Below are 12,661 nucleotides of genomic sequence, written 5' to 3'. Positions count from 1 at the left end.
CTAACCCTCCATCGGCACAAAGTTCCCAACGATAATCCCTACAATCCGAGGATCTTCCTCATAGGAGATGAAAATGTCCTTGTATTTAGGATTTATAGAAACCAGACGCAAACCATCTTCCTCCCGATAGACCCGTTTGATATAGGTCTGGTTGTTGCAGACTACTGCATAAACTGCCCCATCATAGTCAAATCCTGTTTCCCGAATCAGAGCCACTGAACCATTTTGATATTTAGGTTCCATAGAGTCCCCAGATACCCAAGATGCAAAATCATGGGCCAACTCCTCGTTAAAGTAGACCGTATCAAAATTCTGGTCACCGTAGACCGAAGCCCCAATCCCTGCTGACATGCGTTCATAGACACGGTACTCGTAGAGGCGCTCTGGCATGGTCGTCACCTTCTGTGTTTGTTCTTCTTGAGCCAGGTTGCGAGCATAGAGCACAACCTTGTCCTTCCCTTGCTTGGAGAGGCTATTGTAGAGACGGACAATCTCGATCTGAGTAAAATAGCCTTTTGCAACTTTTAAAATCTTCTCTAGCTGGGCAACCTTCTCCTTGGATGGTTCCTTAATTCCACGTTCCCAAGCCGAGTAAGCCTGAAAACTAATCCCTAATTCCTCTGCAATTTCCTTCTGTGTCAATTTTAACTCTTTTCTCCGAGCCTTGAGTTTTTCTGGTTGGTACATGATTCACCCCCTAGTGTGATGTTTTATTGAGAATATCTCTCTTAGAAAAACAAATCGACGGTTGAGCTTACATTTCTAAAGCTCAACCAATCCGGTTTAGTTTTATTATATAAAAAAAGTGGACGATTGTCCACTGGGAAAATCAAATTTTAACAGACATACCTGGAGATTCTGAACAAAAAAAGAACACCTCGAAAGGTGCTCTCTGTAAGTATAGTAATTCTCTCGAATTAACGTTTACTAAATTATGATGCTTTACGAGCTTTCTTAAGACCTTGTTGGAAACAATTCATTTAAAATAGTTTTATAATAACTTTATAGCATTATCCACTGTTTTTTTACTTTTTTTATCAAAGAATAGAATCAAACTATATCAATTCTTCTTACCACGTATTTTATTTATACTTCATAACCCTCCAATAATATGTTCTTTATATTTTTTAGCCCTACATTTGATATTTCAGAATCTGAAAATAGTTCAAATTTATATTTTATAAACATAGCACTACCATCATTATGTGTGGACATAATAATTTGATAGTCTGATAATGAATGTCTTATTAAATCAATTAAAGCATATACATTCATAGAATCCATATCTTGAATCGGATCATCAATTGATAAAAATTTGAACTCTTTGGAAATCTTAAATGTAGTATTTAGTGCCAAAGTGAAGGCAAATGAAATAACAGCTATTTGTCCAGAACTCAATTGATACATCACATCCTGCTCACTATTGCTATTTGCTATAAACCTGATATTAGAATTATTTTGAGTAGTTAGTAGAACTCCCATTCCTTGTTGGTAATTTTGTAAAATTTTAGCAGTATACATATAGAAGGGAAGCTTCAACTTTCGAATCATCTGTTCTTGGTAAGATTTTATATTATCATTTAATTTCCTAACACGATCCTGAAGATAGGTAATCGTTTGTTCAATTATTTGAAGACGTTTCTCAATTTGGTTAGACATTGTTAAACTTTGTAATTCAAACTGGTTAATAATATACTCTCGTTTTTGATTGATACTTTCTATAGTACAGTTCTCAAAAGTTTTCTCATTAGATGCAAAGTACTTATCAAACATATTTTGTAAATCTAAACTTTTAGAATTATCAAATACTATTTGTGATCTAGCCTCCTCTAAGAATACTAATAACCCATCTTTGTTCTCTTCAAATTTATGCAAGGAAATGGGTAAGTGTCCAAAAGAAATTCCAAATTCCCTTATTGATTCTCTAGCTAGAATAGAATATTTTTCTAAAAGTTTTTCAAAATCTACTCTCTTATTTACAACTCTAAGGAAATTATCATAGACTTCATTTGGAATCAACAGTTTTTCTTGCAATGAACTTATTAACTCTTTTTTCAAAATCTCAAACTTTTGTAGCGAAGCATTCTTATCAACTAACATAGGCGTCATCTCTGAGTTCATTGCAACTAAGTTGCTAAAAGACTCAGGAAAATTATACTTACCTATAGAGCGTATCAGCGCCAAAAAATCTTCAGGAAGAACAAAGAGTTTCTCTTGCTCAATTTGAATCTGATTTTGCAACTCCATTTTTAATTGATTTAATTCTTCAACTAAATTTGAAACTTCCATTTCAAAATTAGTCAAATTTTTACGCAGTTGATTCGTTGTTTCTTCATAGGCTACCAGTAAATTCTCGCTTTCAATCCAATCATAACCACAAAACACACATTCTGATTTTTTTTCATCACTATGTTCTTTTAGACGGCTTCTTATCTCGAGTAACTTGTTAATCGAATTTGTACCATTATCCAGTTGCTCTTTTTTAATCTTGTAATTTGTTAACTTGGAATCAAACGTTTCAAGCCATACTTGACCAAATTCCCAATCTGGAAAATCATTTAAAGAATTCTTAATTGTCTCTATATTAAGTTTATCAATTTCGACATCAAGTAGATCCTCTAGAATTTTTCCACGTTTAAACATTCTACTGTCATTTTCCAATGACTCTAGTTGTCCGATATAATTTTTAAGTAAAAAATAGGAATAATTTTTATCATTTGAAATTATAGTATGGTTTTGTTCAATATACTCTATATTATTCTGATTTTTAAAAATTTCTCTAACTATTAAGTAGAAAATAAAGTCTTTATCATCCAGAATCTCTCGCTCAAACTGCTCACTTTGTTTTCTGAGGAAGTAATCCTTTGGAGAAAATGAATTTCGAAATTCTTGTAACTTATCAATTTCTGATAGATATATATTTAAACTTTCATTTGATAATTCGTCATCAAAAACAATCAATTTATTGTTAAAAGTAAAGTCAGTATCTGCTCTAAGGGGTAACTCATTATAAGCAACCTCACTTCCTATAGGAAGATTTTTTAACACGTTTTTTTTCTTTTCCAGCTCGGTTTTACTAGACAGTAACGTTTTTCTTAGTTCAGCTAATCGGTTTTTTCTATTAACATAGTTCCCAATATTTAATAGAAAATTCAGTTGTTCCTTTCTATCTTTCTCCTTTTGCTTCAAATAATAAGCAGTTTCATCCTGTTGAATGTAATGAAATAAATCAAAAGTATCACCTAAGCTGTAATTTTCTGATTCATATCCTAAAAACTGACTAATGACCTTTTGTATATCGTCCTCACTCAAACCATCAAAATCTTCAATAGGTTGAAATGAAATTCCTAGTCCAACTCGAACTGTTCTTTTAAATTTAAAAAATGAAAACTTTGGGACATTGCTTCCCTCAGTATTCAAACTACTCTTATAGAGACTAGATACTATCAGAGAACTACCTTCATCATTTATTAACATTAGCTCAATGAATGTATCTTCCTCAGGATTATTTTGAAAATAAGGAGTGCTAAAACTACTTCTACCATCGCTATAATCGGACTCTTCAATTCGACGGATTCTCCCAGTTAATGATAACTCAAGTGCATCAAAAATTGTAGTTTTTCCAAATCCATTTGGTCCAACAAACAAAGTTACATTCTCTTGAAAATCAATAATTCGAGTTCCCTTTATATTTTTAAAGTTCTTTATTAAAATTTTTTTGATTTTCATGGTAATAATTCTCCTATTTGTAGTAAATCAGAAATATTTTCATCATCGGTAGAAATATCTTTTAGTGATTCTAATAGAATCTCATCAGTGACCTTAGTATAAAAATCCAATAATCTATTATCTAATTCATCATTATCATCCTGATACTGATTTTCTATACTTTGATAAATATCATTTCTTTTAGGGAGTGTAAAAAATGGTAGTTTTACTCCAATTTCCATCGCCATAAAATACGACTCGCTAAAAAACATATCCTCTTCAAAAGCATCAATATTAGAATCTAAGTAAGTATAGAGCGTTTCATTAGTCTCTTTATCTCGTAAATCCGACAACCCATCTTGAGTATATAATAAAATGAACTTTCTAAAATAGTAATAGTCCTCTTCAATTAACAATATTGAGCGTTGGAATTTTTCATCTTCAAATGCTTCTTTTAAATTATCAACTTCTACTAAAATAAACAGAGAGGTATTTTTCTTAATATTCTCGTGTTCTGATTTCAAAGATAATCTTTCAAACTCTTTTATTACTTGTGAAGTCTTATCATCATCAAAAAAATTATGCAGCTCTTCTTGACTATATTGACTAACTATAAAATACTCAGATTTTAATTGATTAGTATATAAATTAAAATCTGTGTCTACACAATCAAAATGATTATGTTTTAACAAATTTACAATGATGTTTTTCATACTACTCCTCTGAAATTCTTAACTCTTTTTCAAGAGCTGTATCAATTTTAATAAACTCCATATTAACATTAAAAATACTATTTTTTATACCAGTATCCCATTCTTCTTTATATCGAATATTCTCAGGTACATCTGATAATTCATCAATCCTCGAATCAATAGAAATATCATTTATTGATCTATTAATCAAAAAATCATGATTGAAAGTTGCTTTTAAAAACTCTGAATTATCAATTATTTCTTGAATTTTTTTTGCAATTATCCCAGGTCTATCCTGAATATCTATCAAAGAAACTCTGTAACTTTTATTATTACTATCTAAATAATTATAACCTTCAAATGAAAAATTTCTAGTTTTTTCTAGTAACAGATAAAATATATTTTCTAAAGAAGGAATAGGAAATAACTCCAGAATATTTTCGTCTGATGTTTTATCAGGTAAAATCATCTTTACAAACTTATAAAATTCATCTTTAGACATAGATAGTAATTTTTTTATTATCTTATCCATTTGAATGAAATCATCTTCACATATATCATCTGCATAACCTTGGTGATACTGCTCCCAGCTATAAATTAACTTATTTTTTAATTCAAATATTTTATCTTTAGGGAATGCATTTTTAATAATAGCAATTATCTCTCCAAAGGATATTTCTGGAAAACCAGATTCACTGTGTGCTTTTCCGATACTATGATCCAATAACGATCCAATATATCTATGATATACTTGTTCAAGATGAGAACTATTCTCTTCTAAAGGATTTTTTTCTATCTTTAAAATTTCTTTAATTTCAGCTTTACAATAATCTCTAATTGTATCATTTTTATCATCCTGAGAAAGTGGACAATAAAACAGTTTTTCAGATTGATTATACTCATAAAGTTTGACACAAGAATCATTATCTGTATATTTTGTTCGCCCAGAATATTTTTTTAAATAATCATCCTTTGATAGTCTAAAATCTGGCACGTCTACAATCACATGTAAAAACCTGGCGTCACAAGGAACCATCACTCGTACTGCATTTCCTTTACCATCAAATTCATGAATCTGAAATCCCTTTGTGTCTATTTTTTCTTTTTCATCTTCAAACTTCCTCTTTTGTATATTAAATAAATCTGAGTAATCTTCTCTTTCATTTCCATTAATATACGCTTTCACTTGATGCCTTGATATTACACTCCTCCCTTTATCAACAATATCAAAATCCTCAGCATTCTCATATCTTATAGCATAATCTTCAAAATTTTCTATTTCATTTTCAATGCACCATCGTAATTGTCTTAGCGCAACTAAAAAACCAACTTTCCCTTGATGGATATAACCGCTCCAACTAGATGTTGCATTCCTGTTCTGATCAACATTTGAACTTGCCATTTATCCTCCTTATATATACACATTTAAATAAAATTAATATGTGGGATCAAGTAGTTAACATCATTATATAATTTCCTAAATAACTCGTCAACTCTAGATCACACACCTTAACACTTACTAAGGAAGTAGTCCTCATTTTAAATTTTATTTTTTCTCTTTAATACATTCTTATTATACAATCTGTTCTAAAATTTTAATTTATGGCATATTTTTGATGCATAATACCTCTCAATATACTAATATTGATATTTTTTCTTGAACTATACTAGCTAGATTTGAGGAAGATTACAACTTAAAAAACACAAATAACTCCTAGACTCTTTAAATAGAACAATTTAATCTACTCCATTTTTAACTAGAGATAACCTTATTAATTGAAACCAACTCTCATCCCGATAATCAAGTCATTTTAGAACTATTAATCTCACATTATTTTAAGAATCACTTCAAAACAATTTGTTATCTTTACAAGTTAAAAAACTAAAATTAAACTTTATAAGAAATCTTTTGTAAAGAAGATTATAAAAATAGATACTTCTCCTCAACGTTTGTTCTATAATCAAATTTTTCAGATAAAATTTTTTAAAGTAGAATAAATCAAAAAACATCCAAGAAAATATTCTTGAATGTCTGGACAGATTATAACTCCATTAACCTTGTTAATAGACCGGAATTGATGATATTATGGTCTCCTTATCTCAAATACTGCTGTATGAACCCACTCATTATGAATTTGTAAGTCATTTTCTATCATTTTACTAAAGATAAAACCATTTTTTAAAAGCACTCTCTGAGAAGCTAGATTATCTCTTGCCGTTCCTGCAATGATTCTATTAAAACCATAAGTAGTAAAGGCTTTGTCTAAAACAAGTTTAACCGCTTCGCTGGCATAGCCTAAATTGCTAACATTTTCCCCAATTCTATACCCAAGTTCTGCTGTTTTCCGATCACCATCTAAGACACTTAAATTGATTCTTCCGACCATAACACCTTGCGAATCTCTAATAAGATGCATGTAGACAGCCCGATTGGTTTGTTCTGTTAACAATTCCCTCGTGATTTCTTTAAAACCTTCTAAATCAAAATAGTTAGCTGGTCTAGGAGGTAAATTCCGCTCAAAATACTCCCGATTTTCTTTTTCAAAAGAATAGACATCTAGACTATTTGCTTCAGACAGCAACTCTAAACTGATCATTTCAAATCCTCTCCCATCATTATCCACACTCAAATTTTCGCATATTGATACCAGCTAAAATCTTGGATAAGCTAACAAATCTCCCCTTCTCTTCTTAGTAAAAATATTGTTAGACTGACCTAGCCCTAGCGACTCCTACTCTAATTTTTGCAACAGCTTTACAACTTGACGATTTTCAATCCTCACATAGTATACACCACTATCATTGACAAGTTTATCCTCTTTATATTTAGCAATTTTGACAGCATAAAGACCTCGTGGTAGGGGTTGGTTGGCAAAAAATTCCTTCATGAGCGCTTCAAGCTCTTTTAGATAGTCATCATACAAGAGATCTCTTTTTTCTTTTGGAACGAAATACTGAAATTCAAATGTTGGTATAAAAATCTCTTTTTGGAAAAGATATTGAGCATCCATTGGATACATTCCTTGCAGAGCTTGGCCCTTGCTTTGATTTTCCTCTAATATTTCATTATAAAGATAGATATTATCAGATTGGTTATTAAATTCAAAATCAATACCTTGATACTTCAAATCAGGCAGTTTAGGATCTTTGATTGAACTGTCCAGTGTTTTTAAAAATTCACTGGTTCCTGGACTAACTTCAATCCCTAAATAGGCTAATTCTGGGAAAACATCATAAATTTTTTTACCATTTTTGTAATCGACCTCTGCATCTGTCTTTCCATATGTTTCACTTTTCGAAAAGCGAGTATAGTATTTAAATCGAGTTTTAACCTGATAGGTTTTTCCAGCTATATTTTCACTATAGGTACCATGGATTATAAATCCTCCCACACTTGTATAGTTTTTCTCGTATTTTTCTAACTCAAACTGTCCTGTAAGACCGTAATTTTGATAAGAACGATGCACAGCTTGCTCAATCTCAGTTCGACTTGCATGGGCAAATAGCCCCCACATATCCATTAGAGAAAAAATCGGACTGAACACTGTGAAGATTACCATTGGAATCGCTATGGATAAGCAACCTATTAATAGCCAATTTCTTTTCTTGGCGTTTCCTTCAGATTTTTTAGCAGTTTTCTGTTTCCTTTTAAAAATTAGAATGAGCAAAACCAAAATCCCTAATACTAATAAAACCAATCTACAATCTCCTTTTATCGTGGATAGCTGTTAACAGGTGTATAGGAGGCTGACAGAAATACTCTTCTCACCTGCTAACTTATCCTGAAATCCATAAACTCGTCTGAAACGAGGAACAATCCTTGTCCCATTATACCACATGGGCAATGCCGTGAGAAGATGAGAAAAACAAAAAACACCCCATGGTGTGAACCATGAAGTGTTGTAAATGCTGCATTGTAACAGAAACTTGCCTACAACTAAAAGTGAATAAACAAGCTCCTTACAAGCTATTTCAATGGTGATACATAATCATCTGGAAGTTTGCCTCTCCAGTCAATCCATTTCTGTTCAGCAAGCGGAATTAATCTTTCAAGCTCTTCCTGAGTAAATAATTCCCAACTCTTAGAACTAGCTATTAAAGGAGTTAAGCCTTTTAATATAAATCGTTTCTCACTAGCTTTCTTTTCTTCTTCCGTTAGAGGCCAGCAATCATTCTCCGCTTTAAAATCAATTTCACGTGCCGTCCTCCTACCTAATAAATATTCGTTAAAATCAGAAGGATTAATCTCAAAGATACGACGAATGGAAGCTACTCCAAACTCTCCAAAAGTATAGTATTTCCCTTCATGTGTTCGAAAATCATATCCTTTTGGTGATTCAACCTTTTCAAAGGTATCAAACTCTTCCCATGTTATTTTAGTTAAACTCATTTTAATTGCCTCCTAATTTTCTAATTATAAATTCTCCCCACGGCACTTCGTCCATGACTACTTCTGGCATATTTCCTGGGAAAGTTTGTCCTCCTGGTTTCCAAAATCCTTCAAAAGCAGCTTCTTCATTTCCGCTTGGAATTCTTGTGTTTTGAACTGAAACAACAACGGATTTATACGAATCATTAATGCTCTTTTTCAAACCATAAAGCGTATAGCGGACTGATTTTCTCAAATAATTCCTTTTCGTATTGATATCTATTTTCTTGTACTTTCTCAACTAATTGACTAACTTTCTCAAATTCATTATTTTTAATCAATTTGTCAATTAAATCTACATCCTTTTCATCAATCTTTTGCGAGGAAATATTCTTAATGATTATCTTTAAAATTTGATAAGTCACCTCATCATCATCTAATTCAGAAATCTCGGATGTTATTTTTCCTCTCTCGGTAAAAACTAGATTATATCTTCCATTTCTAACCTCTATTATAGAAATTCCCTCTGGAAAGTAGGGAGGTTGTTCAGAAAAATGAATTCCAAATTCACCTAATTTTATGTTTCCAATTTTTGAAACTTCGGATTCAATTTTGTTTTTTAATTTTATTAGCATTTAATTATTCCTATTTCAATTTTAGAACCAATTCTGTTTATTCGAGTTCCAGGCAATATAACAGATTCTTTGTATTTGCCATTCAAAAATCCATGTTTATATATACTTCCATCAGCTCTACCTAAAAGCATATCTCTGATAGGAGCCCTCTAATACATCTTAATCCTCTACCATCAGCGGAAAAATATCTTCCCCTCTGTGCATTTTTTCTTGCATTTCTTTCCACTCTAAAACCAATTTATAAAGCTCATTTGTAGGAATAAAGCATGGTTCACCTAATATTTCTTCCTCAAATTGGAAGTATACTTCTGTTATTTCTTTTCCAATTTCAATCCCTAACAAATTACCAGCAAAAGCATATTCTTCCATATTCCCAAAAATTACACTCTCCAAAGCTTCTCTGACATACAGATAAAAATCCGTGACTTCTGTAATCATAAAGGTTGTTATAATATCATAATCTTCTCTATCATACAATACCGTAAGTGCATTTCTGTTCTCAACACTTTTATATAATTTATATTCTCTTCTTAACATCTACAAACCTTTCTACTCTGAAACAGTTGAATCAGCTGTAATAATTTTTCCATCAGATTTTCTTATATATATTCCAATCTTTAATCTATTATTATTCTTTCCAACCTGATGATACAGCTTGTCATTTCCCATAAGCGTATCTCTGATAGAAGCTTTCTAATACATCTTCAATCCTCTAGGGTAAGCGGAAAAATATCTTCCCCCCTGTACATTTTATCTTCCATTTCTTTCCACTCAATAACTAATTTATACAGTTCATCAGTTGAAATAAAACATGGTTCACCTAATATTTCTTCCTCAAATTGGAAGTAAACTTCTGTTATTTCTTTTCCAATTTCAATCCCTAACATATTACCATCAAAAGCATATTCTTCCATATTCCCAGAAATTACACTCTCCAAAGCTTCTCGAACATCCAGATAAAAATTATGAACCTCAGAATTTAAAAAGTTTGACAGAGATTGACAACTAGAGCTATCGAATTCTACTAGCAAAAATTTCCGACTATTTTTAGTTACTTTTACAATATAGTTTCGTTTCATTTATAAGCACCTTTAAATTTATTCTATTTTTTGTGGATAAGCAGTAATAATTTTCCCCTCAGAATTTAAAATTATTTCAATGTCTATTCCATTTCGACTTGTTCCTGAATAACGACTACCTTCTATCAATTCCATATTTGAATATGCCTCATTAATAGAATCCACAACCTCCTGAGGGCTCATATGGTCAGGGAAGAAGGTTGAATACCCTTCATTTCCTTTTTTAGGAAGGAACTATTTGTTATTCTGTGGTATCATCCCAGAGGGGAGAAGGATAATATGTTTTTTTCCCTATCTTCACTTTGAATTGATTAGATTTTACAAAATGTTCTAATCTTTCCAAAAAAGCTATTTTTGCATCTTCAAAACTAGTAAACTCTATCGTATTCCCCATCACATATGATCTATCATCTCGACCATTAATCATAAATTTACCATCTCTATAGAATAAGTGAAATGCCCAGGGAAGATTTTTATTTTCATCAAATAATACATAATGTAAGCTCTAAAAATGGCGTTTTTTAATTTCTTGTTCAACTATACATTTTATATTCTCAATGTCAGCCTCGATTTTATCCCATAATGGAGAGGAATATTCTGCACCTATACCTTCGTCAACATAATATCTATTTATGAAAACAACGTTTTTAAGAATTTCTATGAAACGAATCCGTGCTTCTTGAAAGGTTTGGTATGAATCTTTACCATTCGTACTTGCTCTGTCCATTGTCGAATATACTTCATATACTTCTAATTCAGGATTATATTCTATTCTTGTTTCCCATTCCCTTGGTCCATGATCGTTGAAAATGGAATATCTCAAACTTTCATATCCCAATTTGTGAATATCTGATAAAAGTTCCAATCGCTCTTTTTCTAAGCTAACCATTACTTAACAACCTCCTTTATGAGTCCCATTTTTTCGTACCAAACAACACTTATACCAAATTGTATTTGTGTACCTCCACCTTGACCGAACATTTTAGCAATTTGTCCTTGGCGAATATCCACAATATCATCAAGGTTTAAATTATACTCAGTCAAAGTATTCATAATATCAATTTGAGTATTATGGGAAGCCTCTTTAAATGCTCTCCTGATATTCTCTTTAGTAATATCCTTCACCACTTCATACTTGATATCCCTCAGGTTAAGCCAACTCCAACAATCAAGGGAGTCGCAGACCCCAGGTGACTATCAATCGGGTAGTAACCGTCCTTGTACAGTAAGAGTTTACCAATGGTTTATCGGTAAACTCTTGCTTCATTTATTCTCATAAAAGAAAATACTGATTTCCTTGTAAAGTCATAGTTTAAACAGGTTTTACAACCAACCCTTAGCTTTTAAGAACTCATCGGGAATACGTAATTCAATCTCTGCGATAATTGAATCGTTCCATACATGACCTTACCCCTCCTTCGTATGTAGTAGCTTCTCGATGATATTTCCCAGATTATTCATCTGACTCTGACACCAGCCAATAATGCCGTTTTCTTCATTCTTTTGGTTTTCCAACCTAGTGATTTCATCACAGATGGCTTGGTAGAATGTATTCATCTCTGTTTGGAAACTCGTGTAGTCACTAGAGAAAGTTTCCCACTGCTTGGTAAAGGCATCTTTTTGTTTGCCTTTCCAAGTAGGTTGATAGTTTTTCTTAATAATCTTTTTTTTAGTGTCACGAACCTTTTTTTGAATTTCCCCTACAGACTTCTTGGCCGTACGAAGGCGTTCCAACTGTTCATCGATAGTCGTAATCCGTGATTGGGCAGAGGAGATGCTGGCAGAGTGGGCATTCACCTGTCTTTGCAGAGAATCGATTTGCATATAATCAACTTCTCCCATCTCTTAACCTCCCAATCCATTTACGTCATTCAATTCGGCTACATTTCCTTTAGGAATCTCTGTCTGGTCTATAACCGCAGCAATATTTTCCAACATGAGGTCATTATCCTCATCACTATAGCCCTCTTGAACAACCTTAAAAATATCTTCATCATTGAAGTAGATAAGGCTATCGCCTACTAGCCCTTCAGGATAGAGGCAAGCCCCGTAGTCAAAGCGATAGATATTCCCTTTGACAGGCGCTGCGATGACCCGTGCAATGATCATCATCTTCTTTGTATTTCCTTTTAATATAATGATACTGCCGAGTGGCAACATAGTCGTTTCTTTCATCGT

Annotated in this window: 14 protein-coding genes and 1 pseudogene; all 15 read right to left on the bottom strand. The window is 32.2% G+C overall.

Going from position 1 to position 12,661, the window contains the following annotated elements; genetic code table 11:
• The gene (locus V470_01440; protein AHZ47115.1) at nt 1-687 is read right to left on the bottom strand and encodes a DNA-binding protein; all 687 of its coding nucleotides are present in this window, start codon (nt 685-687) and stop codon (nt 1-3) included.
• A 399-nt stretch (nt 688-1,086) separates the two neighbouring features.
• Nucleotides 1,087-3,729 (bottom strand): recombinase RecF, encoded by a 2,643-nt coding sequence (locus V470_01435; GenBank protein ID AHZ47114.1) that lies wholly within the window; start codon nt 3,727-3,729, stop codon nt 1,087-1,089.
• The gene (locus tag V470_01430; GenBank protein AHZ47113.1) at nt 3,726-4,421 is read right to left on the bottom strand and encodes a hypothetical protein; all 696 of its coding nucleotides are present in this window, start codon (nt 4,419-4,421) and stop codon (nt 3,726-3,728) included. The genes V470_01435 and V470_01430 overlap by 4 nt, the downstream gene beginning before the upstream one ends.
• A 1-nt stretch (nt 4,422) precedes the next feature.
• The gene (locus tag V470_01425; GenBank protein AHZ47112.1) at nt 4,423-5,802 is read right to left on the bottom strand and encodes a hypothetical protein; all 1,380 of its coding nucleotides are present in this window, start codon (nt 5,800-5,802) and stop codon (nt 4,423-4,425) included.
• A gap of 682 nt (nt 5,803-6,484) precedes the next feature.
• Nucleotides 6,485-6,997 (bottom strand): GCN5 family acetyltransferase, encoded by a 513-nt coding sequence (locus tag V470_01420; protein ID AHZ47111.1) that lies wholly within the window; start codon nt 6,995-6,997, stop codon nt 6,485-6,487.
• A 135-nt stretch (nt 6,998-7,132) separates the two neighbouring features.
• Nucleotides 7,133-8,098 carry a hypothetical protein gene (locus tag V470_01415; protein ID AHZ47110.1) on the bottom strand — a complete coding sequence of 322 codons (966 nt, stop codon included), beginning with the start codon at nt 8,096-8,098 and terminating at the stop codon, nt 7,133-7,135.
• A 269-nt stretch (nt 8,099-8,367) separates the two neighbouring features.
• Nucleotides 8,368-8,790: a hypothetical protein gene (locus V470_01410; protein ID AHZ47109.1), complete on the bottom strand. Its 423-nt coding sequence runs from the start codon at nt 8,788-8,790 to the stop codon at nt 8,368-8,370.
• Nucleotides 8,791-8,975: 185 nt separating this feature from the next.
• Entirely contained in the window at nt 8,976-9,404 is a 429-nt protein-coding gene (locus V470_01400; GenBank protein ID AHZ47108.1) for a hypothetical protein, read from the bottom strand.
• A gap of 159 nt (nt 9,405-9,563) precedes the next feature.
• Complete coding sequence (locus tag V470_10500) at nt 9,564-9,941, bottom strand: hypothetical protein (protein AJZ74438.1); 378 nt, start codon at nt 9,939-9,941, stop codon at nt 9,564-9,566.
• A 167-nt stretch (nt 9,942-10,108) separates the two neighbouring features.
• Nucleotides 10,109-10,483: a hypothetical protein gene (locus V470_10495; protein ID AJZ74437.1), complete on the bottom strand. Its 375-nt coding sequence runs from the start codon at nt 10,481-10,483 to the stop codon at nt 10,109-10,111.
• A 241-nt stretch (nt 10,484-10,724) separates the two neighbouring features.
• Complete coding sequence (locus V470_10490; GenBank protein AJZ74436.1) at nt 10,725-10,910, bottom strand: hypothetical protein; 186 nt, start codon at nt 10,908-10,910, stop codon at nt 10,725-10,727.
• Between the two features lie 78 nt (nt 10,911-10,988).
• The gene (locus V470_10485; GenBank protein ID AJZ74435.1) at nt 10,989-11,372 is read right to left on the bottom strand and encodes a hypothetical protein; all 384 of its coding nucleotides are present in this window, start codon (nt 11,370-11,372) and stop codon (nt 10,989-10,991) included.
• Nucleotides 11,372-11,608 (bottom strand): annotated as a pseudogene (locus tag V470_10480) (hypothetical protein). The gene V470_10485 and the pseudogene V470_10480 overlap by 1 nt, the downstream one beginning before the upstream one ends.
• A 282-nt stretch (nt 11,609-11,890) precedes the next feature.
• Entirely contained in the window at nt 11,891-12,325 is a 435-nt protein-coding gene (locus tag V470_01395) for a hypothetical protein (GenBank protein ID AHZ47107.1), read from the bottom strand.
• 3 nt (nt 12,326-12,328) lie between these two features.
• Nucleotides 12,329-12,658 (bottom strand): transposase, encoded by a 330-nt coding sequence (locus V470_01390; GenBank protein ID AHZ47106.1) that lies wholly within the window; start codon nt 12,656-12,658, stop codon nt 12,329-12,331.
• Nucleotides 12,659-12,661 lie beyond the last annotated feature (3 nt).

It is taken from the genome of Streptococcus sp. VT 162 (assembly GCA_000688775.2).
Taxonomy (GTDB): domain Bacteria; phylum Bacillota; class Bacilli; order Lactobacillales; family Streptococcaceae; genus Streptococcus.
This window is presented reverse-complemented; position numbering and strand designations above follow the sequence as displayed.

Excerpts from the sequence above, each read along its gene's own strand:
- V470_01440 (AHZ47115.1), bottom strand. The coding sequence starts at position 687 with ATGTACCAACCAGAAAAACTCAAGGCTCGGAGAAAAGAGTTAAAATTG.
- V470_10490 (AJZ74436.1), bottom strand. The coding sequence starts at position 10,910 with ATGATTAATGGTCGAGATGATAGATCATATGTGATGGGGAATACGATA.
- V470_01390 (AHZ47106.1), bottom strand. The coding sequence starts at position 12,658 with ATGAAAGAAACGACTATGTTGCCACTCGGCAGTATCATTATATTAAAA.
- V470_10485 (AJZ74435.1), bottom strand. The coding sequence starts at position 11,372 with ATGGTTAGCTTAGAAAAAGAGCGATTGGAACTTTTATCAGATATTCAC.
- V470_01430 (AHZ47113.1), bottom strand. The coding sequence starts at position 4,421 with ATGAAAAACATCATTGTAAATTTGTTAAAACATAATCATTTTGATTGT.
- V470_01420 (AHZ47111.1), bottom strand. The coding sequence starts at position 6,997 with ATGATCAGTTTAGAGTTGCTGTCTGAAGCAAATAGTCTAGATGTCTAT.
- V470_01395 (AHZ47107.1), bottom strand. The coding sequence starts at position 12,325 with ATGGGAGAAGTTGATTATATGCAAATCGATTCTCTGCAAAGACAGGTG.
- V470_01425 (AHZ47112.1), bottom strand. The coding sequence starts at position 5,802 with ATGGCAAGTTCAAATGTTGATCAGAACAGGAATGCAACATCTAGTTGG.
- V470_01435 (AHZ47114.1), bottom strand. The coding sequence starts at position 3,729 with ATGAAAATCAAAAAAATTTTAATAAAGAACTTTAAAAATATAAAGGGA.
- V470_10500 (AJZ74438.1), bottom strand. The coding sequence starts at position 9,941 with ATGTTAAGAAGAGAATATAAATTATATAAAAGTGTTGAGAACAGAAAT.
- V470_01400 (AHZ47108.1), bottom strand. The coding sequence starts at position 9,404 with ATGCTAATAAAATTAAAAAACAAAATTGAATCCGAAGTTTCAAAAATT.
- V470_01410 (AHZ47109.1), bottom strand. The coding sequence starts at position 8,790 with ATGAGTTTAACTAAAATAACATGGGAAGAGTTTGATACCTTTGAAAAG.
- V470_10495 (AJZ74437.1), bottom strand. The coding sequence starts at position 10,483 with ATGAAACGAAACTATATTGTAAAAGTAACTAAAAATAGTCGGAAATTT.